The following is a 24,221-nucleotide window of genomic DNA, read 5'->3' on the forward strand; positions in this document are numbered from 1 at the left end:
ACCCCGCCGGTGTGGCGGGGTTCGGCATTTTCCGGTGAGCGGCATCAGCGATTGATGGCGCGGTAAACCGCCCTTAGCCGGTTGGCCAGCAGCAGGCCGGTCATCACCCGACGTATCATCCGGCCGGTCGCGCGTGGCCGGGTGACCCCGCGCAACGATACCAGGCCCAGTGCGGCAATGGTCGGCGCCCGCCATTGCATGAGTTTCTGCCAGCCATGGTCGATCGGTGCGGTGGCCTCGCGCCAATCGCGCAGAGCCATGCCCATGTCGAGGCGCTGTTGCAGGATCTGCGTCTCGAGCTGATCGCGTCGCGCCAGGCGATCGTTATGCGTCATGCGATGACTCCAGCGCCTGACGATCCTGCTGCATGTGATGCAGGGTCGTTTCCATCAACTTGCGCTGATTGGCGATCTGCTTGGCCTTGGCCGCGAGCAATGCGGCAGCCAGCAATAGCACCAAGGAGCACAAGGCAATGGCCAGCAGGCGATGGTCGTCCCAGTAGAGGACGACCACCAGCAACAACAGCATGCCGACGCCGAACGAGAACAGGATCAGGCTGGCTCCGGCGAGCAACAGTAGCGAAAGCAGGCGGTCTCGCTCGAGTTCGAGTTCGAGCACGGCGAGACGTAGACGCGTCTCGCCCATGGCGACGACATTGCCGATCAGGCGTCGTGCCGCCGAAATGACACGCTCTGCCGGTCCCTGGCCATCGGTCATCAGCGACGTCCAAGCAGCAAGCCGATCACCACCCCGACAGCGGTGCCGACCCCGATGCTGGTCCAGGGATTCTCGTGGACGTAACGGTCGCACAGATCGGCGCTATCGAGAACGCCGTCACGCGTATCGTGGTAAAGCTTTTCACCGCGGGCTTCGAGTCTTCCGCGGGTTTCCTTGAGGCTCCGCTGGGCGCGGTCGCGCATTTCCTTGACGTTGCTGCGGGAGTCTTCGGCAGTCGCGTTGATCAACTCTTCGACAGTATGGGACAGTTGGCGGAGATCTTCCTTCAACTGAGCGGTGCTGGTGTTGTTATCATGCTGTCCGATGGGGAACATGGCCATGTGGTGTCTTTCCTTTGACGGTGAATAACAGTTTCATCATAGCAGCATGACTTGGTGTATCAACGGCTGCCGGGTATACCCGCCAGAAAGGTATTGAGGCTGAAACCGATGCCAAGACGCTGAACGTCGTTGTCATAGTCGATCAGGCTTTCTCCGTAGCCGTCGTAATATTGCACGTGGCCGCGAATCTTGCCGGCCAGCGGAAAGGAATAGTCGAGCTGTACGCCGTAGTTATGCTTGCCGGGGTTGCCCCTCACCATCACCGACAGCTCCTGGTCGCCGAAGGCCCGCGCGACGGTGATGTCGCCGTAGCCGACATAGCTTTCAAGATCGGGGTTGTCGTCGTTACTCTTGCTTTCGGGTATCCGCCAGTGTGGTGCGATGCTCACCGCCCAATCGCCGCGCTGGAACAGCAGGTCGGCGTAGACCCGGTTCCAACTGCGCGACAGTGGCTGTGAACGGCCGTTCGACTGATGGGCAAGGCCAATGCGGTTCAAGGTGTTGGTCCAACCGAGAAACGAGAGATCATTGTCGAAACTGACGAAGACCTCGGGCTCGTAATTGGTCTCGCGAAACGGCGCCGAGGCGTCGGAATTATAGGCCTGCCACCAGCTGCGCTGGGTGTAGGCGAAATACAGATCGCCGTTGTCGCCGAATAGATCGTCGAGCACGTTGATCTTGAGACTGAGCTGGAATTTCACCTCGGAGCTATCGGCCTCCGCGTCGTCGCTGATGGCGTTGAAAGCGCCCTGGTTGGGATCGGTGTTGTATGTCCAGGGCAGCAGATAATTACGCCGATAGGCGGTGATGGCCAAGGGGTTGCGGTTGGATTCGTTCTCGTATTCCCGACGCTTCTGCGCCTGCTCGAGTGCCGATTCAGTGGCGCCTCCCTGTTCGGCATCCTGGGCGATGGCCGCCAGGGGCAGCAGGGTGAGTGACGCGGCCAGTAAGAGTGAGATCGGCAGAGCGATCGGCGCAGCCATAGGGACATCCTGTAGGAAGACATTCGGATAGTCGTTTCTACCATGACTTGCCGGCAAGTCAATTCCCGGCGGCAATTGCCAAGGATCGTGGGTCCCCGCACAATCGCTTGGCGAAACAGTCGACAGTAAAGGCGGGCAGGCGTGGCGAATCAGCGGTGGTGGACAGGATGGCTGATGGCGATCGCAATGATCGCTTTGCTGGGTGGCCCGGCATGGGCGCAGGAGGACATGGCGCTGCCTGAACGGGACAGGGTCTCGCAGCGTCTGGAGACGCTCAAGGCCATCGACAAGCCCGACAGCAGCGAGCAGGCAGCCATGGATATCCTGCGTGGCGTGCTCGATACCTTCGACAAGCTGGAGGACATCGCCCAGGCGCGCACTGAGCTCGAACAGCGCCTCGAGCAGGGTCCCCAGGCGATCGAGCGGCTGCAGCGTGCTGCCCGGCAAGCCGAAAACGCCGAGCTGCCCAGCGCCGAGGCGCTGAAGAATACCCCCCGCGATGAACTCGAAGCCAACGTCAGCGAGATGCTTGATCGGCTGCAGAGCCTGCGCGATAGCCTGGCCGATGCCAATTCGCGGCTGATCGCCGCCCAGACCCTGCCCGAACGCGCCCAGGCGACGATCAGCGAATCGCTGGACAGGATCGAAGCGTTGCGCTCTGCCCGCGATCAGCTGCCGACCGGCGCGGACGGACCCGAAGTCTGGAAGATCCAGGTCGAGATGCAGCTTGCCGAGCGCGAACTGGCCCTCAAGCGTCGCCAGCTGGAGACCAACGCGCGTAGCCGCGAACTCGCCCAGCAACGTCGCGATGCGCTGATCAGACAGAACAAGGCGCTCCAGGACCGACTCGATCTGCTTCAGGCCATTCTCGACCAGCGCCGTCGCGAGGAACTCGAGTCGACGATTGCCGAAGCGGCCAGTCGCGACCCGTTGATCGCCAACGAGCATCCGATGGTGATGCGGGCTCAGTCGACAAACCGCGAACTCAGCCAGTCGCTGCTCGACGCCATCGATCGCCGCTATCGCTATGAACGCGAAGCCATCAAGGTGCGCACTCAACTGGACCGGGTGCGCCAGGTACAGCGCACCCTCAACGAGCAGATCGAGGCGATTCGCGGCAGCCTGCTGCTGTCGCGCATTCTGCGCGAACAGCGCAGCTCGCTACCCTCGATAGATGCCCAGGACGGGTTGCAGGAGGTCATCGCCGACGTGCGTCTCGAGCAGTTCGAACTGAGCCGTCAACGCGAGTCGCTGCGCGATGCTGAAGCGCTGGCCAGACAGCGGATCGGGGATGCCGACGTCGAGGCCACCCCGGCACTGCTCGATTCGCTGTCCGGCCTCTACCGGTCACGGCGTGAGCTCATCGACCAACTCGAGCAGGAATATGGCGAGCTGTTGACCACCGCGATCGATCTGCAGCTCACTCAGCAGCAGCTGGTATCGATCAGCCGTTCGCTGCGCTCGACCATCGAGGAGCAGTTGTTCTGGGTGGCCAATCGCAGCCCGCTCGATCTCGGCTGGCTACGCAAGCTGCCCGCCACGCTGGCCGCCAATGCCAGCCCGGCCATCTGGCAGGAGCGCCTGGCGGCGCTTTGGCAGCCGTTGCAGGCCAAGGCCCTGTGGGCGCTGCCGGTATGGCTGTCGGCGGGCGTGCTGCTGTTGCGTCGGCGACGGATCAAGCAACGCCTGCTGGCGCTGCATGACGAGATCGGCCGACTCAAGCGCGACACCCAGATGCACACGCCGCGGGCGATCGCCATGAATGCGTTGCTGGCCGCGCCCTGGCCGCTGGCGCTGGCCGGCGCCGGGCTGGCGCTGGCCAAGGGCACCGAGGGTAATGCGCAGCTGTTGGGCATGGCCCTGCTGCAACTGACATTGGCCTGGGGGGTGATCGAACTGGCGCGGCGGCTGTTGATCAGCGATGGCGTCGCGGTGCGCCATTTCCACTGGCCCGGCGGCTATGCCTCGCGGTTGCGACGGCTGCTGTGGTGGCTTGGTGTCGCGTTGATACCGGTGCTGTTGATCAGCACCCTGGCACGCGACAACGGTCCGACCCTGGCCGAGCAGCCGATCGCGCTGTTTCTGCTGCTGAGCGGGCTGCTGGCGTTGAGCGTGCTGATCGCCCGCTTGATCCTGGCCCACATACCGTTTTTCGGGACCAAGGTGTTCCGGCTGCTGCTGGGTCTGGCGCTGTCGCTGGTGACCGTGGTACTCGCCGGGCTGATCGTGATGGGTTACGAATACACCGCGCTGCAACTGGTCGGCCGCTTCGTGTTCAGCCTGTACATCCTGGGCGCCTGGATACTTATCGAGGCTGCAGTGGTCCGCGGCTTGGCGGTGGCGGCTCGGCGCCTGGCCTACCGGCGCGCGGTGGCGCGTCGCCGCGCCCAGGCCCAGGAGGGCGCCGAGGGCGGACTGGAGTTGATCGAGGAGCCGCCGCTGGATCTCGAACAGGTCAACCAGCAGTCGCTGCGGCTCTCCAAGCTGATCCTGTTCCTCGGTTTTACGCTGGTGCTCTACCTGGTCTGGGCCGACCTGCTGACCGCGCTGGCGTATCTCGACAGTATCGCCGTATGGACGATCGAGCAGGGCAGCGGCGAGGCGATCGGTCAGACGCCGATCACCATCGCCGACGTGTTGACCAGCCTGATCACGGTGGTGCTGACGTCATTGATGGCACGCAACCTGCCTGGCCTGCTCGAGGTGATGGTGCTCTCGCGGCTGTCGCTCAAGCAGGGCAGTGCCTACGCGATTTCCTCGTTGTTGTCGTATGTCATCGTCGGCACCGGCATCGTCATCGCGCTGGGTACGCTGGGCGTGTCATGGGACAAGCTGCAATGGTTGGTGGCGGCGCTGGGCGTGGGGCTGGGGTTCGGCCTGCAGGAAATATTCGCCAACTTCATCTCGGGGTTGATCATCCTTTTCGAACGCCCGGTGCGGATCGGCGACACCATCACGCTGGGCCAGTTGCACGGCACGGTCAGCCGTATCCGCATCCGTGCGACCACGGTGACCGACTTCGATCGCAAGGAGATCATCATCCCCAACAAGACCTTCGTCACCGACCAGCTGATCAACTGGTCGCTGTCGGACAACATCACCCGAGTGGTGCTGAATTACGGCGTGGCGCACGGCTCGGACCTGGATACGGTGCATCGGCTGTTGCGCGCGGTGGCGGACGACAACAAGCGCGTGCTCAAGGACCCCGAGCCGCAGGTGTTCTGCACCAGCTACGGCGCCACGGCGTTCAACTTCGAGCTGCGAGTCTTCGTCAACGACCTGCTCGACAGGCTCTACGCGGCCGACGAGATCAATCGCCGGCTGGATGCGCTGTTCCGCGAGCACGGCATTCGCGTCGCCTTCAATCAGATGGATGTCTGGCTGCACGACAGCGATGGCCAGGTGGCTCAGGTGAGCTCGCAAAGTGGCGCCGCCCGCCCGCTGGGCGGCGTTGACGAACCCCGGCGCAGACCGGGCCCGCGCGGGCAGTCCGATGCGGACGACGCTGAGACCTGACGGGCGGTCAGCGGCGTCGCGCGTGGAGCAGGAATTCGCGGTTGCCGTCGCCACCGCGGATCGGGCTTTCGCGCCAGGCTTCGACGCTGAAGCCATGCTCGACACAGCAGGCGTGGATGCGCGCCTCGACGCCAACATAGAGGCGTGTATCGCTGACGATGCCGCGTGCGTCGACATTGCCGGGGCCGACCTCGAACTGCGGCTTGACCAGCGACAGCAGATCGCCGCCGCCGGCCAGCAACTGCGCCAGTTGGGGCACGATCAGCGTCTGCGAGATGAACGAAACGTCCATGACCGCTGCCGTCGGTCGCAGCGGCGAGCATCGCTCGATGGCGGCGTGCAGTCGGGCATCGCCGGCCATTGCCCGGGCGTTTAGGCCTTCGATGCAGGTCACGCGGACAGCGTCGCGCAGCGTCGGATCGAGCTGGTCATGGCCGACTTCGATGCCGATCACGTGGACCGCGCCGCGTGCCAGTGCGCAATCGGTGAAGCCACCGGTGGATTGGCCGACATCCAGCACCACGCGCCCATCGAGACGTAGCTCCAGGGCATCCAGCAACGCCTCGAGCTTGAGTCCCGCGCGGGAGACATAGCGCTCCTCGGCGTCCTCGGCGATTACCAGGCGGCTGTCGTCGGGAACTTTCACGCCGGGCTTGGTCAGCGGCCGCTGCGGGGCGTCTTCGAGGGTCACTCGGCCGTGACGGATGAGCCGCTGGGCGCGGGTGCGCGAGCGCGCCAGACCCAGCGCCAGCAGCAACTGATCGAGTCGCATCATCGGGCCGCCTCGCTGGGTGGTACATCGAGCGCAGCGGCGGGTATGTCGGCGGACGGGGCTGCGCGCTGGAACTCGCGCCTCCAGCGGCTCAGCAGCGCTTCGCGCTTGAGGTTGTCGAGGGTCGCCAGCAGGCCCGGGCCGATGTCGATCGGGCGCAAGGCATCGCCCAGCCGCTCACGCAGGGCATTGGCGCTGCCCGGGCCGCTCAGCGCCGGATGGATCGTCCCCAGTGGTGTGAGCCGACCGATCGCGCGCTGGCCATACTCGCTCAGCAGGTAATCGAGAAAGCGGCGTGCGGCGTAGGGATTGCGGGCATCTCGGGCGATGAAGGCCAGCCGGTGCGTCACCAGCGCATAGTCCTTGGGCACCACGACTTCGAGCTCGGGGTGCTCGCGCGCGAATTCCCGGGCGTAGCTGCCCAGCAGGTTGTAGCCGATCCAGTAGCGTCCTTGCGCCAGCCCCTCGAGCATTTCGCGGGTGGTGCCGACCAGCGCGGTATCGACCCGGCCGAGCGCGGCCACCAGTTCCCAGTAGCGTGGTGACAGGCGCGCCTCCTCGATGGCATAGCTGTAGCCGGCGCCGCTGGTTGCCGGATCATAGGTGACGACGCGCCCACGCAGCGCCTCGGCATGGCGCTCGAGGCGCTCGAGAAGATCGGCGTGGCTGTCGATCGCGCCGAAGCGTTCGGCGACGTCGCGGCGATAGACGATCACTACCGGCTCGAAGGTGATCGCGAACAGCTCCTGGCGCCAGCGCGCCCAGGCCGGCCAGGCGCGGGCCGCGGCGCTGTCGAGCGGCTGCGCATAGCCGTTGTTGGCCAGCCAGTACTGCCAGGGCATCGCCGAGGACATGACCACGTCGGCGCGCTCGGCGGCTCCCGCGTCGAGAAAGGTGCGGTACACCGCCAGGGTGGAGAGGTTACGATAGACGATCTCGATATCCGGGTTGCGACGTTGGAAATCTTCCAGCAGCGGTGCGATCAACGGCGTATCGAGCGCGGCGTTAATGACCAGGCGCGAACGGGGCCGCTCGTCGTCCCGAGCCGCTCCGTCGTTGAACGCTGGTCCGTCGGTTAGCGCGGGATAGTTCAATTGCGCCTGGGCGAGGACGCCGAGACTCAGGCCACTCAGCACAAGGCCGGCCAGCAGCGCGACCAGCCGATTGGTGTGGGGTGTCGTCATGCACGGTCTCCCAGGAATGTCATGGTCACGCGCAAGCCGCCGCCGCTGGCTTCGTACAGGGTCAGTCGAGCGGCGTGGGCGCGGGCGATGCCATCGACGATCGCCAAGCCCAGCCCCGAGCCCTCGCCGGCGTTGCGACCGCGGTGAAAAGGCCTCAGTACCAGCAAGCGCCATTCGGCGGCGATGCCCGGGCCGTCGTCCTCGACCTCCAGGGCTGGCGGGGCGGCGCTCACTCGCACGGTGATGTGCCGCGCGCCATAGCGTCGCGCATTGTCGATCAGGTTGGCGAGCGCTTCCTCGAGCTGCCAGCCGATGCCCTCGATCAAGACGGGCTCGTCGGGTGCCTCGAGGCCCAGGTCGACGCCGTCGCGATAGCAGGCGTGCAGGGCGCTGCGGGTCGCCTCGCGAGCGATGGCGGTCAGTTCCAGGCGGCTCAGCTCGGGCTTGGCCTCGGGGTTGTTGAGTCGGGTCAGCGAAAGCAGCTGAACGGCCAGCCGGGCGGTGCGTGCACTGGCTTCCTGAATGGTTTCCAGGGCACTGTGCCAAGCCTGGGGCTGGTCCTTGCGCAAGGCCAGCTCGGCGCGCGCCGAGATCCCGGCCAGCGGCGTGCGCAACTGATGCGAGGCGTCGCCGATGAAGCGTTCCTGGTTAGCGCGCACGCGGCGCATTCGCGCCAACAGCTCGTTGAGGGTCTCGCGCAGCTCGGCCAGTTCGCGAGGCAGCTCGAGGGACAGCGGGGCGAACGTGCGCGGGTCGCGTTCGCGAATCGCCCGGCGTAGCCGGGTCAGCGGAGCCAGGGCGACGCGTACTGCCAGCAGCACCACGCCCACGGCGAGCAGGGCCATGGCGGCGATGCGCCCCAGGCTGCCCTGGAACAGCGCCCAGGTCAGCCGCTCACGGCCTTCGCGGGTGTGTGCGACGCGCACTTCGAAACGCTCGCGCTGGCTCCAGCCCTCGAGCTGCGAGGTGCGCACGGCGACGCGCAGCGCCATGCCGCGCCAGTTGGTGTCGCTGTACTGCAGCGGCTGAGGGTCGTCGCTCTGGCGGACCGGGGCCGGCAGATCGGCGTTGCCGGTGACGAATTCGCCACGCTCATTGTAGAGCGCATAGAAGACCCGCTCCTCGGCGTCGGTGGCGAGCATCTCGAGCGCCGCCGGGGGAAGATCCAGCCACAGTTGGTCGTCTTGCTTCTTGACCTGCTCGGCGATCGCCAGCGAGGCGGCCTCGAGCAGTCGGTCGAAGGCGCGGTCGGCGGTATCCCGCGCGCCCAGGTAAGCCTGGATGAGCATCAACGCGCCGAGCCCCAGCAGGGGCAGCAGCAGCCAGGCCATCAGCCGGCGGTAGAGGCTGCCACCGCCCGTCGTGGCGGCGTTGTTCTGCTCGCGACCGGTCATGTCGGTGCCAGCAGGTAGCCGAGGCCGCGCACCGTATGCAGCGTGACGTCGCTGTCGCCCAGCCGGCGACGCAGGCGATGGACATAGACCTCGATGGCGTTGTCGCCGAGCGCTTCGCCGGCAAAGGCTTCGCTGGCAAGTTGCCGGCGATCGATCGGCTCGCCGGCGCGGCGCATCAGGCAGCTCAGCAGGCGCTGTTCCCGCGGCGGGAGGCTGAGCGGCTCACCGCCCAGCGTGAAGCGCTGCGCCAGGCTGTCGAACACGAGACTGCCGACCTGCAGGCGCACGCCGGGTTTCTGACGACGCAGCAGCGCGCGCACCCGCGCCTCGAGTTCATCGAGCGCGAACGGCTTGGCCAGGTAATCGTCGGCGCCCAGGTCGAGTCCGCGCACGCGGTCCTCGATGGCGCCGCGGGCGGTGAGAATCAGCACCGGCGTGGCGCTGTCGTGATGGCGCAGGGTCTCGAGGATCTCGAGGCCGCTGCGTCCCGGCAGGTTGAGATCGAGCAGGATCAGCTCGTGGCCATGCGGGGGATCGGGGCTGGCCAGGCGTTGATAGGCGACTTCGCCATCGGCGATGGCAAGCACCGAGTAGCCTTCGAGGCGCAGGGCATCCTCAAGCGTTTCGGCGAGCAGGGCATCGTCTTCGATCAGCAGCAGTTGCATCAGCGAGCCTCCGGTGCGGCGACCTGGCGGGAGGCGGGGCTGCGCGTCAGATCGCCCACGGCCGCGTTGAGTCGTGCAGCGGCCTCCGGCGGCTGCAGACGGCCGGCGGGACCGGATAGCGACAGCCACAAGGCGCGGGATTCCAGCACGGTGTCCAGCGCCTGGCAGACCATGATGCCGCCAGCGAAATCAAGCGCCGGCGAGCGCGGGTCGCCGAGCAGCCAGTGCTCGCCGGGTCGCAGTTCATGGCGCAGCGCCACGCCGGGCATCGCGACGAGCAGGCACTCGGCGCGCCCGGCGGCGACTTCCAGCAGCGCCGCGGTTTCGCCGCTGTGCTCGGCCAGCGCATCGAGCGCCGGCTGGATCCAGGCCGCCAGCTGGCGGCCGGGCGGGTGACGCCGCGCCAGGCGTACCGGGCTGTGGCCCAGCTGGTAGCGTCCGTCGCTGCCGCGCTGGACATAATCGTAACGCTCCAGCGAGCCCAGCAGACGCAGCAGCGTACTCTTGTAGAAGCCGGTGGCACTGGCCAGGTCGGCCAGTGTGAAGCGCTCCTGGGGTGCATCGAAGACGTCGAGGATCGTCAGCGCTCGCTCTACCGCTTCAACCCGGTCCTGTGCCATGTCCGTGCCTTTCTCTCGATGCGCTTGTCGAACGTCGCTCGTGCGTTTCGCCGGGTTCAACTTTGGTATTAAGCCCCTGGATAGGCGTTGACTCGTGGAAGGCATCCGCCTAATTTCCATCCTGAGGAACGCCATTCTTCCTTACGGAATTGTAAGGTCAGCGGTCGAGTTCCTGCAAGCGATCCTTTCGCTCATCTTTTCTTTTCAAGGGGACTAGAACAATGTCGATGAGAATGCCTCTCAAGCTTCTTGCCGCTGCTTCGCTGACCCTGGTCAGCAGCATGACCATGGCCTTCGAGCCGCAAGGCAAGGTGGAATGTATCGCGCCCGCCGACCCGGGTGGCGGCTGGGACTTCACCTGCCGCAGCGTGGGTAACGTGCTCGAGGAGCTCGACCTGGTACCGGGCAGCGTGCAGACCGTCAACATGCCGGGTGCCGGAGGCGGTGTGGCCTACGCCCATACCGTCAGCAAGCGCGCCGGCGACGATCAGCTGCTCGTCGCGGCCTCGACCGCCACTACCACCCGCCTGGCCCAGGGCCAGTTTCCGGGCATGAACGCCGAACAGGTCAACTGGCTCGGAGCGCTGGGCGCCGACTACGGCATCATCGCGGTCGCCAAGGATTCCAAGTATGACGACCTCAACGAACTGATGGATGCGCTCAAGAAGGATCCGCGCAGCGTCAAGTTCGCCGGCGGTAGCGCCAAGGGTGGCTGGGACCATCTCAAGGTGCTGATCGCGGCGCAGTCGGCCGGCGTCGACAACCTGCCGCGGATTCCCTATCTGTCGTACAACAACGGTGGCGAAGCGATGACCCAGGTGGTCGGCGGTCAAGTCGATGCCTTCACCGGCGATATCTCCGAGGCCCAGGGGTTCATGGAGTCCGGCGACCTGCGCGTGCTGGCGGTACTGGCCGAAGAGCGCCTGCCCGGCAAACTCAGCGACATTCCCACCGCCAAGGAGCAGGGCATCGACGCCATCGGTGCCAACTGGCGCGGCTTCTACATGCCGGCTGATGTGTCCGAGGAAGCCAAGCAGTACTGGGTGAATGCGATCGATACGGTGTACAAGAGCGAAGAGTGGAAGTCGGTCATGAAACAGAACGGGCTGATGCCGTTCCATCCGGAGTCCGCCAAGTTCGAGCAGTACGTCAAGACCCAGATCTCTGATATCCAAAAGCTTTCCAAGGACATCGGGCTGATTAAATGACACTCAACGACCGCATCTTCGGAATACTGATGCTCACCCTGGCCGTCGCGTACGGCTGGGGTGCCACGCAGTTCCCGGTGCCGTTCGGCGGGTCGGAGGCCATCGGGCCCGAGACCTTTCCCATCATCATCGCGGTAGTGCTGGTGCTTTCCAGCCTCTACCTGATCGTCAAGCCGGATCCCGACAATGCCTGGCCCAAGAGCCGCACGGCGCTGGAGCTGGTCATCGCCGTGCTGGTGCTGATCGCCTACACGCTGCTGCTGGAGCCGCTGGGCTTTATCGTCTCCACCCTGCTGGCGGTGGGCACGCTGTGCTGGCGCATGGGTGCTGCTCCGGTGCGCGCCTATGTGACCGGCGGTGTGGCGGGCATCGTGGTCTTTGCCCTGTTCACCTACGGTCTCGACCTGGCCTTGCCGCTGGGTCTGCTTGGCGTATTGGAGGGAAGCTGATGGAAACCCTGGGGTATCTGATCGATGGCTTTGGCGTCGCGCTTCAGCCACATAACTTGATGTTCGCGTTGATCGGGGCCTTCCTGGGTACCCTGATAGGCGCGTTGCCCGGTCTCGGCCCGGCCAACGGGGTGGCCATCCTCATCCCGCTGGCTTTCAGCCTGGGCCTGCGCCCGGAAACCGCTCTGATCATGCTCACGGCGGTGTATGCCGGGGCCATGTATGGCGGCCGTATCTCGTCGATCCTGCTTAATATTCCCGGTGACGAGCCGGCGATGATGACCTGCCTCGACGGCTACCCGATGGCCAGGAAGGGCAAGGCGGCCGAAGCCCTGGCGATCTCGGCGATCGCCTCGTTCATGGGCAGTTTGATCGCCACCGTCGGGCTGATTCTGCTGGCGCCGATCCTGGCCAAATTTGCCTTGACCTTCGGGCCCGCGGAATATTTCGCGCTGTTCGTGCTGGCTTTCGCCACCCTGGGCGGCATCACCGGCAAGAACCCGGTCAAGACGATCCTGGCCGCGGCGATTGGCCTGATGATCGCCACGGTGGGCATCGATGCCACCGGCACCCAGCGCTATACCTTCGGTATGCTGAAACTTTACGAAGGGGTCGATTTCATTATCGCCATCGTCGGGTTGTTCGCGATTTCCGAGCTTTTGTTCTTCATCGAGGAGCGTGCCGGTGGCGGCAAGGGGAAGATGGTCGTCAACAAGCTCAAGCTCTCGTGGAAAGACATCCGTGAAATCATGCCGTCGAGCATTCGCGGCGGCGTCCTCGGCTTCATTGCCGGCGTGCTGCCGGGCGCCGGCGCTTCGCTGGGCAGCTTCATCGGCTATACCGTCGAGAAGAAGATCATCGGCAAGAAAGGCTACTTCGGCCAGGGCGACCCGCGCGGCGTGGCCGGCCCCGAGGCCGGCAACAACGGCGCCTCGTCGGGTGCGCTGGTGCCGATGCTGACCCTGGGCGTGCCGGGCAGCGGCACCACCGCCGTGTTGCTGGCGCTGCTGATCTCGATGAACATCACTCCCGGGCCGCTGATGTTCACCCAGAACGCGGATATCGTATGGGGCGTGATCGCGGCACTGCTGATCGGCAACTTCCTGCTGCTGCTGCTCAACATTCCGCTGGTGGGCATTTTCGTCAAGCTGCTGTCGGTGCCGCCAATGTACCTGCTGCCGATCGTCACCATGGTGGCCTTCGTGGGCATCTACTCGATCAGCAACTCGGCGTTCGACCTGTACTTCATGGTCGCCTTCGGCGTGTTCGGCTACTTCCTGCGCAAGCTGGAGATTCCCATGGTGCCGATCATCCTCGGTCTGCTGCTGGGGCCGGAGATGGAGAAGAATCTGGGCCATGCATTGACCCTCTCCGACGGTGACTGGACGGTGCTGTGGGACAGCGGGCTGGCGCTGGGCTTGTGGATCGTGGCGATCGCCGGGCTGATCCTGCCGGTCATCGTCGGCCCGATCCTGCGTCGCCGCATGCAGGCGGCCGCCGGCAATCAGCCGGACTGAGCGTCCGCGCTGCACTGAAGAATCACGGCCCCGCTGGCTGCTTGCTGGCGGGGCCGTCTTGCATGCCGGGTGGTCGAATAATCAAGAAGCGTGGGTGCAACTCAGCGGTGCGTTCAACGCGGACCGCTGTGCGCCTGCAGTTCGGCGGCCGGGACCCGGTCGGCGCCCCAGCTTCGATAGACATGGCCGATCACCCGATCGAGCTGCTCCTGGGGAATGTTGGCCAGTTCGCCATGCTCCAGCGGGTCGTAGTGGAAGATGTACAGCCGCGAGGCGAACTGCTCGAAGGGCAGCGAGGCCTCGCCGAAGCGCTCGCCGCAACCCGAGGTGCTGACCTTGGTGTCGTCGCCCCAGTCCTGGCCGCTGTCGTTGTTGGGATTGAAGAAATAGGCGCGCATCACGTCCTGCGGATCCAGATTGACCCGCAGCAGGGTGATGGCGTGCCAGCCAATGAAGCGCGCCGCGCTGTCGGTCACCGCAATGCCTGCGGGCTGCGGATGGATCAACGGCTGGTTGCCGTTGTAGTAGGGGTGATAACTGGCATAGAAATGGCGCAGGAACTCCTCGAGTTCGTGGAGCTGACCGGTTTCCACATCGACATTGATGCGGAACCCGCGGCCGGCCCACCAGCCATGGAATTCCGGATTGACCCAACGATGAGGGTCACCCTCGCGGCCGATGCAACGCCGGCCCATCTCGGCATAAATGCGATCGAGATGCGGCACCACGATCAGCGATACCGGATCGAGATCCAGTGGCAGATTCGAGGCCACGCCGGATAGGCTGGCCATCGACGACAGCGGCATGCCCTCGAAGTGCATGATGATCTCATCGTCGCGGGCCGCCCAGGCGACCATCTGCAATAGGTAGTCGGGGTCGTTGTAGGCCCACATCGACAGCGCCCGCGCCGATTGGCAGGTCGGGTTGTTGCCCTGGCCGACGCCCAGCGGCAGGCCAAGCATGCACAGCACGCCCTCGAGCAGCCGCGCGCGTGGCGCTACCGCATCGCCGTAGGCCATGCGAATGCGTTCCTGTGACCAGGCCGACACCGGCAGTCCTATCTGCCGCCACAGCGCCGGGGCGACCGGCGGCTGATAGAGGATGCCGCGTTCGAGCATCAGCGCCAGACCGTAAACCGCCTGCGGCGTGGCGGCGTAAACGCCTTCCTCGATAAGCGCCTGAACCAGTTGCCGATAGCACAGCAGGCAATCGCGGCCAGTCGCCGAAAGCCCCAGCGCCTCGGACAGCAAGTGATCGCCGTGGTCGAGCAGGTATCGCAACAGCACCGCATGATAGGCCGAGACCAGCCCGGTATCGTGCATGGCGCGGGCGAAGCCGGTGGCTTCGTACTGCAGGGCGCCGCTATCCATCGCCTGCAAACGTTCGAGGTAGACCTCGACCCCCGGATCCTCGCGGGACGCCTGAGTCGCGCCGAACAGGCTGCTGACCAGCCGGTCGGCGCCCTGGCCACTGTTGCCCAGGTCGATGTCGGGGTTGGCCTGGCAGAGGGCGATCTGAGTGATCATGCGCTTGATCGAATCGACCTGGATCGGCCGCTGTTGAAGGATGCGCCAGATCTCATCGATCAACTGGTCGATGACGTGCTCGTAGCCGATGGTTTCGGCCAGGTGCGCAAAAAGCGAGCGCGTCAGCAATGCCAGCCGGCCCTGGGTCTCGCGCTCGGCCTCGCTGGGCGCGGTGAACAGCAGCTCGAGGTTGATCGCCAGTACCTGGGTCAGATAATGGTGGGCTTGCTCGGCCGAGATCAGCGAGTGCTCGTAGCGGCCATGGGCCACGGCCAGCAGCCGCAACTCGCTCAGTGCCTCGAGCACTACGGTATCGTTCGCGCCGCTCTGCAGTGAGTGTACGGTCAGCGAAGGCACCAGAATCTGCGGCTGGGCCCAGTCGGAGCCATTGAAGACCCCGGCCGCCTCGATCGCCTGGGCCCGCGCCTCGATGGCGGCGCACCCGCCGGGCTGCAGCATCACCTTGCGGGCGCTGTCGAAGGCCCGGCGTACCTTGCCGGGCTTGGCGAAGTCGCGCGCCTTGGCGAGGATCTCGATGGCCTCGTCGAGCTTTGCCAGCAGCTCATCCAGCTTGGCGCTGTCCGCGGTGTGTTCGTCGTAGCTCGTCACAAGGGCTCCTTGTGCCCAAAGGTACGGGCGCGATTATACATAGAAATCCAGGTCTTCCTGACGTTTGAGCAGGTCGCGCATGGTGTGCGGATCGTCACCGAAGAAGTACAGCAGGCCCCAGTGCGTGCCGAAGGCCGTGCGCTTGGTCACGGTTTCCTCGACCGGCGCGGTCAGCTCATGGGACTCGAAGTAGGGATGATCCTCGGTTTCTTCGGGCATCTCCAGGCGGCTGACCACACGGCGGCGCGGATAGACGCCGAAACAGCCGGCGACACCCTTGGCGTCGACCACTTCGCGGGGGAAGAAGTCGGTGATTTCCTGCTCGGTGGTCTTGGGGTCGAAGGACAGGATCAGCCCCTGGTAGGCGTTGAAGCCGTACGCTCGCTCGAGGAGTTCGAAGACCTTGAAACCGGGCGGACGGTAGGCGACCTCGCCGAAGTACATCTCGCCATCGCTGGTGACGAAGTACTCGGGATGGACGAAGCCGAAGTCGATGTCGAAGGTCTTTATCAGCTTCTCGATCTGCCGGGTGATCGATTCGCGGTATTTCTCGAGTTCGGGGGTTGCCGGGACGAATACCGAATAGCCCAGGGTCACGTACTCGGAAATGTTGAGAAAGCGAATCTTGCCATTGTGGATCCACGCCTCGACGGCGAACTCCCAGCCATCAAGGTGCGACTCCATGAGCACCGGAAATTCTTCATCGGGAATGGTATCGACCTCGTCGGGCGTCCGGATCACGCGGTGACCCAGGCAGCCGGCCTTGTCGAAGGCCTTGAGGTGGATGGGGTCGTTGGGGTCGCCGTCGAGCTTGAGCAGCGTCTGGTTGACGCGCTTGAGAAAGCGGATCACGTCGTCCCGGTCGTGAGCCTCCTCGAAGATCCCCACGCGGATGCCGCCCAACTGGGCGCGGCGCTTCATCAATGCCTTGTCGCGCAGCAGCAGCGCCTGGCCATAGAGGCGCGGATTGTCGAGCAGCACCGAGTTGATCGCCCCGGCCCATTCCACGGTTTCCTCGTAGAGCGGAATCGCAACGTCGACGCCCATCTCCTTGAGCGTCTCGGCGATCTCCATCGAACGGTCGTTGAGGCGCTCGAAGTTCCAGGGGACATACGGGATGTCATGCTGCTTGCAGTAGTCATCGGCCCATTCCGGTGCGACGACCACGTAACGCCGATCGAAGTTGTCGGCGGCCTCGACGGCGTTGAGGCTCCAGCCAAGCAATGCGACGTAACCCTTGCTGGGGTTCTTATCCATGGTCCATGCCCTCCGTGGGCTGTTCGTTGATCAGATTCGCCACCCCTAGCCTAGCCTACAATGCGTGCCTCTTGCTCGCTCGGGGTTTATCCTTGCGAGGGCCAAGGGCCACTGTTATAGTGCGCCTCGCACTTGGCAAGTCATTGAGCAGATTGCCGGTTCGCGGTTGTCGAAAGGCTTCGAAGGTGTTGCTGAAAGCTTTTTGAACAATCGACTATGGTGGCCCTGTCGGTCCTCTCGCAACGCTAAACCGCAAACCCCGCCAGGCCCGGAAGGGAGCAACGGTAGTGGTGGCTGCGTGTGCCGGGATGTGGCTGATGGGGCCGCCTCCATTTCCGATCCCCGAAACCTCGCTTTTCCCCCCTGCGGCGAACCGCTAGAATGAATCGATTCGACGCGAATACGTCGTCGCTCCGGCGTCGCCACGTTTGTTCGCGCATATCCTCGGGGGCCTCACGGCCGACCCGACCCAGCCGCAAGGACTTCCGCGCTGCATGAGCTATCAGGTACTGGCCCGCAAATGGCGGCCGCGCACCTTCCATGAGCTGGTTGGTCAGGAGCATGTCCAGCGAGCGTTGATCAACGCCCTCGATCAGGGGCGTCTCCACCATGCCTACCTGTTCACCGGCACGCGCGGGGTCGGCAAGACCACCCTGGCGCGGATTCTCGCCAAGTGCCTCAATTGCCAGAATGGCGTGTCCTCGACGCCGTGTGGCCAATGCTCGACCTGCCGGGACATCGACGACGGACGTTTCGTCGACCTGATCGAAGTCGACGCGGCCTCGCGGACCAAGGTCGAGGATACCCGCGAGCTGCTCGACAACGTGCAGTACGCCCCCTCGCAGGGGCGCTACAAGGTGTACCTCATCGATGAGGTGCACATGCTCTCGACCCACAGCTTCAATGCGCTGCTCAAGACGCTCGAGGAGCCGCCGCCCCACGTCAAGTTCCTGCTCGCCACCACCGATCCCCAGAAGCTGCCGGTGACCGTGCTGTCGCGCTGCCTGCAGTTCGCGCTCAAGAACATGCCGCCCGAACGGATCGTCGAACACCTGGCCAAGGTGCTCGACGCCGAGTCGGTGCCCTTCGAGGAGCCCGCGTTGTGGCTGCTCGGCAAGGCGGCCGAGGGCTCGATGCGCGACGCCATGAGCCTGACCGATCAGGCGATCGCCTTCGGCCAGGGGCGCGTCCAGCACGCGGATGTGGCGGCGATGCTGGGGACGCTGGATCATCGCCATCTACTGGCGCTGGTCGAGGCGCTGGCCGAGGTCGATGCCGCGCGGGTACTCGCCGAGATCGCCAGCCTGGCCGAGCAGGGCCCCGACTTTGCCGGCGTGCTCGACGATCTGACCGGCATCCTGCATCGCCTGGCGATCGCCCAGATGGTGCCCGATGCGCTCGATAACGGGCATGGCGATCGCGAGACGCTGCTGGCGCTGGCGGCGCGGTTCACTGCCGAGGACGTTCAGCTCTACTACCAGATCGGCCTGCAGGGCCGCAGCGACATGGACAGCACGCCGGAGCCGCGCACCGCGCTGGAAATGACCCTGCTGCGCATGCTCGCCTTTCGCCCCCAGGGGGTGCCCAGGCCGCCGCAGACGCCCTTGCCGTTGCGCGGCGACTCGACCCCGCAGGCTGCGCCCGGCGAGGCGTCGCCCGGCGAGGGGGGCGCCGGAAGCATGGCGCAGTCGTCAGCCAGCCAGCAGGAACGCGCGGTGATGCCGATATCCGACGCGCCGAACGAAACGCCGCCGGCACCCGCCGAATCGCCGCCGACGGCCGCCGAACGCCCGCCCTGGGAAGCCGACGAGCAGCTCGCTGATCAGGCATCTACGCAGGCGCCTGCATTTCCCGAGCCGTCAGACGCCGCGCCGAGCGAGCCCCCGGGGATCGGTGAAGCCCATGGGGACGCTGTGCACGCCGCGCCGGGGGGGATCGATCATGTCGCCTGGCTCGAGCTGTTCCCGCGCCTTTCGCTGTCCGGGCTGACCCGCAACCTGGCGGCGCACTGCATGGTCGAGCACGACGATGGCAAGACGCTCCAGTTACGTCTCGACCCCGGTCAGGCGGCCATGAACGCCGAGGTGCACGTCGAACGGGTGCGCAAGGCACTGGCGGCGGCAGGCATCGAACGGCGGATCAGCATCGACTCCGCCGAGCTGCCGGCGGCCATCGAGACTCCCAGGTCGCGTAGCGACCGCGAGGCGCGCGAGCGTCATGCCCAGGCAGTTGAAGCGTTGCGCGATGACCCGCATATCCAGGAACTGGAGCGGACGTTCAGCGCGCGGCTGCTCGAGCAGAGCGTCGCGCCGCAGGCCGGGACGCCGACGGCCCGGTAGTTGCGATGCCGCGACCCGACGCGCCAACCACGTCAATCGACAGCCATAGCCACGAGGTGATCGCCATGTTCAAGGGCGGAATGGGCAACCTGATGCAACAGGCTCAGGAAATGCAGGAAAAGATGCAGCGCATCCAGGAAGAGATCGCCAAGTCCGAGGTGACCGGCGAAGCCGGCGCCGGGATGATCTCGGTGACCATGAACGGGCGCCACGACGTCAGCAAGGTGGTCATCGACCCGAGCCTGATGGACGAGGACAAGGAGATGCTCGAGGATCTGCTGGCCGCCGCGGTCAACGACGCGGTGCGCAAGGTCGAGACCAGCTCCCGCGCCAAGATGGAGGAAGCCACCGAGGGGCTCAATCTGCCGCCCGGCTTCAAGATGCCGTTCTGATGAGCTTTTCACCGCTGGTCGATCGCTTGCTGGAAGCGTTGCGCGTGTTGCCGGGCGTCGGCCCGCGCACCGCCCAGCGCATGGCGTTGCACCTGCTCGAGCGTGAGCGCGACGGCGGACGCCGGTTGGTCGAAGTGCTCGGCACGGCGCTCGAGCAGGTCGGTTACTGCCAGCGCTGCCGGACCCTCACCGAAGAGCCGACCTGCACGCTGTGTCGCAGTGCACGGCGCGATGGTGCGTTGTTGTGCATCGTCGAATCGCCGGCCGACATGCTGGCGATCGAGGATGCCGGGGGCTATCACGGCCACTATTTCGTGCTGCACGGACACCTTTCGCCGCTGGACGGCATCGGCCCCGACGACATCGGCCTCGCGCTGCTGGACGCGCGGCTCGACGAGGGCGGTGTCGAGGAGGTGATACTCGCCACCAACCCCACGGTCGAGGGCGAGGCGACCGCGCATTACATCGCCGAACAGATCCGCGAGCGCGGCTTGCGCCTGTCGCGTCTGGCCTATGGCGTGCCCATGGGCGGCGAACTCGAGTACGTCGACGGCGGTACCCTCAGCCGCGCCTTCAACGGTCGCTTGCCCTTCCAGGGCGATTGACCGCTCTTCGTTTCATTCACTGCAGGACATTCATGCCCCAGGAACCGATCAGTCACTGGATAGACACCCCCGATGCCCTCGATGCGGTCTGCGACGAACTCGCCGACGTCCGCTGGCTGGCCGTGGATACCGAATTCTTCCGCGAGTCGAGCTTTTATCCGGTGGCCGCGCTGATTCAGCTGTCGGCTGGCGAGCATGCCTACCTGGTCGATCCTCAGGCGCTTGCCGCGACGCCGGCGGTATGCCGGCTGCTGGGCCCCGAAGGGCCGGTCAAGCTGCTGCATGCCAGCAGTGAGGATCTCGAGGTGCTGTTCAACTGGAGCGGGGTGGTGGTGCAGCCGCTGATCGATACCCAACTGGCCCAGGGACTGCTGTCCGAAGACCCGGCGATCGGCTACCAGCGGCTGGTCGAGCACTGGACCGGCGACAGCCTGCCCAAGGGCGAAACACGCTCGGACTGGCTGGTGCGGCCGCTCAGCGAGGCCCAGCGGCGCTATGCAGCACTCGATGTGATCTACCTGCCGACGCTCTGGGAGGCGCAGCGCCAGGCGCTGCTGGAACTTGAGCGACTGAGCTGGCTCGAAGCCGACTGCGCCGCGCTGGTGGCCCAGGCTCAGCGCAGCCTGGACAGCGACGGCGAGTGGTTTCGCCGCCATCGCCAGCTGTGGCGGCTCAGCCCGCGCTCGATCGCTGCCTATCGGCGCCTGACCGCCTGGCGCGAAGCCGAGGTGCGTAGCCGCAACCTGCCGCGCAACTGGCTGGTCAGCGACAAGGTGCTGTTCGCCGTGGCCGAGCGCATGCCGGCCAACCGCTACGAACTGGCGGCCGTGGAGGACATCAAGCCGAGCCTGGTCAAGCGTGAGGGCGATGCGTTGCTGGCCCTGGTTCGCGAGGCGGCGCAACTTGATGAGGCCGAACTGCCGCCGACCTTGCCGTCGCCGCTGTCGGATCCTTTCAAGAAGCGTCTCAAGCGGCTCAAGCGCTGTGTCGGCGAAACCGCCGAGCGGCTCGGCGTGGCGCCCGAGGTGCTGGCCCGGCGCCGCGAACTGGAAGCGCTGGTGGCTGCCGATCTCGAGGGCCGGGCGTTGCCGTTGCCCGAGGGCTGGCGCGGCGAGCTGCTCGCCGAGCCGCTGCGCCAGGCGCTCGATGGCGCCGCTGCCGATGCCCGGGGCCCGGTATAGCAACGCGACGAGGATCGCCAGGATGGACAAGCGTTTATGCGAAATATTCCGTAGCCCGCGCAAGGACGAGATGTACCTGTTCGTCGACAAGCGCCAGGGTTTCGACGCGGTGCCCGAGGCGCTGCTCGAGCGCTTCGGCAAGCCGCAGCCGGTATTGACCCTGCTGCTGGGCCCCGAGCGCCGGCTGGCGCGGGCCGATGCCGGCGAGGTGCTGGCGGCCATCGCCGACAAGGGCTACTACCTGCAGATGCCGCCGGGCAAGGATGACTATCTACTCAAGCTGTATCGGGCGCCGGCCGAGCTGCCCGACTAGCCAGCATGGTCGGTGTCGCATCGCCGACCGGGGAGTGCGTGTGTTGCGAGAGCGTTTCTGGGAGCGTTACCCGCTCGCCGAACTGACCGGCGAGGAGTGGGAGGCGCTGTGCGACGGCTGCGGGCGCTGTTGCCTGCACAAGCTGGAGGACGAAGAGAGCGGCGACATCGCCACCCTAGATGTCGCCTGCCAGCTGCTCGATATCAACACGTGCCGGTGCGGCGACTATGCCAACCGCAGTGCGCGCGTACCTGGCTGCGTGCCGCTGACTCGCGAGCGGGTCGCGCAGTTTCGCTGGTTGCCGGCGAGCTGCGCCTATCGGCGTCTATCGGAGCGGCGTGGGCTGGCCGATTGGCATCCACTGGTCTCGGGCGATCCCGGCAGCGTGCAGCGTGCCGGGATCGGCGTTGCCAGTTTCGCGATCGCCGAGGACGCCATCGGCGAAGCCGACTGGGAAGATCGCATCATCGACATCCTGTCGATCGACGAGTGACGCCCTTCGCCGCGAGCTAGTCGCGGCTCTCCGCAAGGCCCAGCGCCCAGAGCAGGAACGCGTCTTGACGGGCGTTGTCCTTCCACGCCTTGAAGCGCCCCGAGGCCCCGCCGTGCCCCGAGCTCATGTCGCTATGTAGGAGGATTGGGCGGCCTTCCGCGGGGTCGTGCCCGCCGGCGGCCAGGCGCGCGGCACGCAGTTCGTTGAGCCGGGCATAGAGCTTGGCCGGCTCCCAGTAGGGCACTCGCGAATCGTGCCAGCTGCCCTGCAGGAAGAGCGCCGGGTAGGGCCGGTCGCTCAAGTTGTCGAGCGGCGAATAGTCGCGAATACGGCCTCGCGCAGCGGGCTCGTCGGGATTGCCCCATTCGGTGTATTCGGCGGTGGTCAGCGGCAGGTCGGGGTTCTCCATGGTCCGCAGCACGTCGACGAACGGCACGTCGAGGACCGCCGCGCAGAAGGCGCCGGGATCGAGATTGAGACTCGCCCCCACCAGCAGGCCGCCGGCACTGGCGCCGTAGGCGGCGATTCGTCGCTCGTCGGCGAGGCCGGCCTCGACCAGCGCCTGACGGGCGGCGAGGAAATCGCGGAAGCTGTTCGCTTTGTGCTCGAGCTTGCCGGCCAGGTACCAGGGTTCGCCGCGATCGCCGCCGCCGCGCACATGGGCGACGGCGAAGGCCGCGCCGCGCGACAACAGCTCGAGCCGGGCGATCGAGAACCACGGGTCGAGCACCTCGCCGTAAGCACCGTAGCCGTAGAGCAGCGTGGGCAACGCCTTCGCGCCGAGCAGGTCGGCCCGCGCCACCACCGATACCGGGATGCGCTCGCCATCGTGGGCGGTGGCCCACAGGCGCCGACAGGCCAGTTGCTCGGGTGCCAGGTCGCCGTGGACCGGCTGGGCCTTGAGCAGGCGCCGTGTGTCGCCGTCCAGGTCGTGCTCGATCCAGCGCGGCGGCAGGGTGAACGACTCCTCGCGCAGGCGCAGGCGGTGCGTGGCGAAGTCGGGCATGTCGCCGAGCGCCACACTGCACGGCGCCTCGGGCAGCGGCAGGCGGCGGTCGTCGCTAATGGCGTGATTCGCGTCGAAGCTGACGATGCGCAGCTGAACCTGGGCCTGATCGTGGTCGCGCTCGGTGATCACCAGGCCCCAGGCGAAGGCGTCGACGCCTTCCAGGGTCTGATCGTGGCGATGGGCGATCAATGCTCGCCAGCGTTCGGGGCTGTCTTCCTCGGCCACGTCAAGGCGAAAGTGCGTGGCTTGGCGATTGTGCAGAACGTAGAAATACCCGGGGCGATGCTCGAGCGCATACTCGACGCCGGTTTCCCGGGGGCGCACGCAGCGTGGCCGAGTGTGCGGGGCGGCGGCGGGAATCAGGTGGCATTCGGAGGTGTCCTTGGAGGCGCTCTCGAGTACCAGCCAGGTCCGCGAGCGGGTCTTGCCCAGGCCGACCCAGAATTCGACATCGCGCTCCTCGAACAGCATCATCGGCTCGCCGCCATGGATATCCAGCCGCCACACGCTGGCCGGGCGCTGGGTGGCGTCGTAGCGGGTGAACAGCAGCGTGCGATCGTCCTCGGCCCAGGTCAGCTCGGGGCCGATGCCTTCGAGCACCAGGCGCGGTTCGCCGCCGGGCAGGGCGCGCAGATACAGATCGAAGTATTCGTCGCCGCGGCTGTCCTCGGTCCAGGCCAGGCGGTCCTCGGCGGGCGAGATCGCCAGGTCGCCGAGCTCGAGGAAATGCCGCTCGCCGGCAAGTGCCTCGAGATCCAGCAGGCACTCCGGGCGCTCGGCGTGGTCATTGGGATGACGCCACCACACCGGATAATCGGCGTCGGCGGCCGTCTCGCTCCAGTAGGTGTAGCGTTCGAGGGGCGTGCGCAGGCCGCTGACCGCGAGCTCCCGGCGCGCCAGGTGGCCCTGGTAGAGCGACTCGATTAGTGGCTTAAGCGGCTCGAACCAGTCGTCGCATTCATGATTGGCGGCTTCGAGAAAGGCCGCCACCTGCGGATCGTCGCGCTGTTCAAGCCAGTGCCAGTCAATATCCGCGGAGCGCCTGAAGCGCGTGATCGGGGCCTCGGGCGGTGTTGGAACGGGCTGCTGTGCTTTCATTGGACGCGGTGTACCATGATGAACAAAACGTGT

Annotated in this window: 22 protein-coding genes and 1 other RNA gene; 11 read left to right on the forward strand and 12 right to left on the reverse strand. The window is 65.9% G+C overall.

The window, feature by feature from the left end; translation table 11 throughout:
* Window positions 1-44 precede the first annotated feature (44 nt).
* From HALZIN_RS0104115 to HALZIN_RS0104130, 4 genes are read right to left on the reverse strand one after another with little or no spacing between them, the layout of a single operon-like run.
* A complete protein-coding gene (locus HALZIN_RS0104115) occupies window positions 45-335 on the reverse strand; it encodes a YqjK-like family protein (protein WP_051907367.1) in 291 nt (96 codons plus the stop codon).
* Window positions 325-717: a phage holin family protein gene (locus tag HALZIN_RS0104120; RefSeq protein WP_031382981.1), complete on the reverse strand. Its 393-nt coding sequence runs from the start codon at window positions 715-717 to the stop codon at window positions 325-327. The genes HALZIN_RS0104115 and HALZIN_RS0104120 overlap by 11 nt, the downstream gene beginning before the upstream one ends.
* The gene (locus HALZIN_RS0104125) at window positions 717-1,058 is read right to left on the reverse strand and encodes an ElaB/YgaM/YqjD family protein (RefSeq protein ID WP_201448174.1); all 342 of its coding nucleotides are present in this window, start codon (window positions 1,056-1,058) and stop codon (window positions 717-719) included. Before HALZIN_RS0104125 ends, HALZIN_RS0104120 begins: the two co-directional genes overlap by 1 nt.
* A 59-nt stretch (window positions 1,059-1,117) precedes the next feature.
* On the reverse strand, window positions 1,118-2,041 hold the full coding sequence (locus tag HALZIN_RS0104130) for a phospholipase A (protein ID WP_035575146.1): 924 nt from the start codon (window positions 2,039-2,041) through the stop codon (window positions 1,118-1,120).
* Between the two features lie 174 nt (window positions 2,042-2,215).
* Between HALZIN_RS0104130 and mscK the strand changes: the two genes are divergently transcribed.
* Window positions 2,216-5,557, forward strand: a complete 3,342-nt coding sequence (gene mscK, locus HALZIN_RS0104135; protein WP_084173337.1) for a mechanosensitive channel MscK — start codon at window positions 2,216-2,218, stop codon at window positions 5,555-5,557.
* Window positions 5,558-5,564: 7 nt separating this feature from the next.
* On the opposite strand, the gene HALZIN_RS0104140 is transcribed toward mscK, so the two are convergent.
* The 5 genes from HALZIN_RS0104140 to HALZIN_RS0104160 are packed head-to-tail and all read right to left on the reverse strand — an operon-like array spanning window position 5,565 to window position 10,192.
* A complete protein-coding gene (locus HALZIN_RS0104140; RefSeq protein ID WP_031382985.1) occupies window positions 5,565-6,332 on the reverse strand; it encodes a TlyA family RNA methyltransferase in 768 nt (255 codons plus the stop codon).
* Window positions 6,329-7,513, reverse strand: coding sequence for an ABC transporter substrate-binding protein (locus HALZIN_RS0104145; RefSeq protein WP_051907368.1), 1,185 nt, complete (start codon window positions 7,511-7,513; stop codon window positions 6,329-6,331). Before HALZIN_RS0104145 ends, HALZIN_RS0104140 begins: the two co-directional genes overlap by 4 nt.
* The gene (locus tag HALZIN_RS0104150; RefSeq protein ID WP_051907369.1) at window positions 7,510-8,907 is read right to left on the reverse strand and encodes a sensor histidine kinase; all 1,398 of its coding nucleotides are present in this window, start codon (window positions 8,905-8,907) and stop codon (window positions 7,510-7,512) included. The genes HALZIN_RS0104145 and HALZIN_RS0104150 overlap by 4 nt, the downstream gene beginning before the upstream one ends.
* Complete coding sequence (locus HALZIN_RS0104155; RefSeq protein ID WP_031382988.1) at window positions 8,904-9,572, reverse strand: response regulator transcription factor; 669 nt, start codon at window positions 9,570-9,572, stop codon at window positions 8,904-8,906. Before HALZIN_RS0104155 ends, HALZIN_RS0104150 begins: the two co-directional genes overlap by 4 nt.
* Window positions 9,572-10,192, reverse strand: a complete 621-nt coding sequence (locus tag HALZIN_RS0104160) for a helix-turn-helix domain-containing protein (RefSeq protein WP_031382989.1) — start codon at window positions 10,190-10,192, stop codon at window positions 9,572-9,574. The genes HALZIN_RS0104155 and HALZIN_RS0104160 overlap by 1 nt, the downstream gene beginning before the upstream one ends.
* A 227-nt stretch (window positions 10,193-10,419) precedes the next feature.
* Between HALZIN_RS0104160 and HALZIN_RS0104165 the strand changes: the two genes are divergently transcribed.
* From HALZIN_RS0104165 to HALZIN_RS0104175, 3 genes are read left to right on the forward strand one after another with little or no spacing between them, the layout of a single operon-like run.
* The gene (locus tag HALZIN_RS0104165) at window positions 10,420-11,400 is read left to right on the forward strand and encodes a Bug family tripartite tricarboxylate transporter substrate binding protein (protein ID WP_422723641.1); all 981 of its coding nucleotides are present in this window, start codon (window positions 10,420-10,422) and stop codon (window positions 11,398-11,400) included.
* Window positions 11,397-11,849, forward strand: coding sequence for a tripartite tricarboxylate transporter TctB family protein (locus HALZIN_RS0104170; protein WP_031382991.1), 453 nt, complete (start codon window positions 11,397-11,399; stop codon window positions 11,847-11,849). The genes HALZIN_RS0104165 and HALZIN_RS0104170 overlap by 4 nt, the downstream gene beginning before the upstream one ends.
* Window positions 11,849-13,366, forward strand: a complete 1,518-nt coding sequence (locus HALZIN_RS0104175; protein WP_031382992.1) for a tripartite tricarboxylate transporter permease — start codon at window positions 11,849-11,851, stop codon at window positions 13,364-13,366. The genes HALZIN_RS0104170 and HALZIN_RS0104175 overlap by 1 nt, the downstream gene beginning before the upstream one ends.
* Before the next feature lie 113 nt (window positions 13,367-13,479).
* Here the strand turns inward: HALZIN_RS0104175 and HALZIN_RS0104180 are convergent, their stop codons facing one another.
* Together HALZIN_RS0104180 and HALZIN_RS0104185 are read right to left on the reverse strand one after the other, a co-directional pair.
* Window positions 13,480-15,501, reverse strand: coding sequence for a hypothetical protein (locus HALZIN_RS0104180; protein WP_031382993.1), 2,022 nt, complete (start codon window positions 15,499-15,501; stop codon window positions 13,480-13,482).
* 33 nt (window positions 15,502-15,534) lie between these two features.
* Window positions 15,535-16,758, reverse strand: a complete 1,224-nt coding sequence (locus tag HALZIN_RS0104185; RefSeq protein WP_031382994.1) for an ATP-grasp domain-containing protein — start codon at window positions 16,756-16,758, stop codon at window positions 15,535-15,537.
* 226 nt (window positions 16,759-16,984) lie between these two features.
* Between HALZIN_RS0104185 and ffs the strand changes: the two genes are divergently transcribed.
* The 7 genes from ffs (at window position 16,985) to HALZIN_RS0104215 (ending at window position 22,081) form a co-directional block, all read left to right on the forward strand.
* An RNA gene (ffs, locus tag HALZIN_RS17355) (signal recognition particle sRNA small type) lies at window positions 16,985-17,081 on the forward strand.
* Window positions 17,082-17,252: 171 nt separating this feature from the next.
* On the forward strand, window positions 17,253-19,097 hold the full coding sequence (dnaX, locus tag HALZIN_RS0104190; RefSeq protein ID WP_031382995.1) for a DNA polymerase III subunit gamma/tau: 1,845 nt from the start codon (window positions 17,253-17,255) through the stop codon (window positions 19,095-19,097).
* 65 nt (window positions 19,098-19,162) lie between these two features.
* Entirely contained in the window at window positions 19,163-19,489 is a 327-nt protein-coding gene (locus tag HALZIN_RS0104195) for a YbaB/EbfC family nucleoid-associated protein (protein ID WP_031382996.1), read from the forward strand.
* Window positions 19,489-20,094: a recombination mediator RecR gene (gene recR, locus HALZIN_RS0104200; RefSeq protein ID WP_031382997.1), complete on the forward strand. Its 606-nt coding sequence runs from the start codon at window positions 19,489-19,491 to the stop codon at window positions 20,092-20,094. The genes HALZIN_RS0104195 and recR overlap by 1 nt, the downstream gene beginning before the upstream one ends.
* A 32-nt stretch (window positions 20,095-20,126) precedes the next feature.
* A complete protein-coding gene (gene rnd, locus HALZIN_RS0104205; protein ID WP_031382998.1) occupies window positions 20,127-21,275 on the forward strand; it encodes a ribonuclease D in 1,149 nt (382 codons plus the stop codon).
* Between the two features lie 22 nt (window positions 21,276-21,297).
* Complete coding sequence (locus tag HALZIN_RS0104210) at window positions 21,298-21,588, forward strand: YcgL domain-containing protein (RefSeq protein WP_031382999.1); 291 nt, start codon at window positions 21,298-21,300, stop codon at window positions 21,586-21,588.
* A 43-nt stretch (window positions 21,589-21,631) separates the two neighbouring features.
* Window positions 21,632-22,081, forward strand: a complete 450-nt coding sequence (locus tag HALZIN_RS0104215) for a YcgN family cysteine cluster protein (RefSeq protein WP_031383000.1) — start codon at window positions 21,632-21,634, stop codon at window positions 22,079-22,081.
* 16 nt (window positions 22,082-22,097) lie between these two features.
* Here HALZIN_RS0104215 and HALZIN_RS0104220 read toward each other — a convergent pair whose 3' ends face one another.
* Window positions 22,098-24,188, reverse strand: a complete 2,091-nt coding sequence (locus HALZIN_RS0104220) for a S9 family peptidase (RefSeq protein ID WP_031383001.1) — start codon at window positions 24,186-24,188, stop codon at window positions 22,098-22,100.
* Window positions 24,189-24,221: the final 33 nt, after the last annotated feature.

The organism is Halomonas zincidurans B6 (assembly GCF_000731955.1).
GTDB lineage: Bacteria > Pseudomonadota > Gammaproteobacteria > Pseudomonadales > Halomonadaceae > Modicisalibacter > Modicisalibacter zincidurans.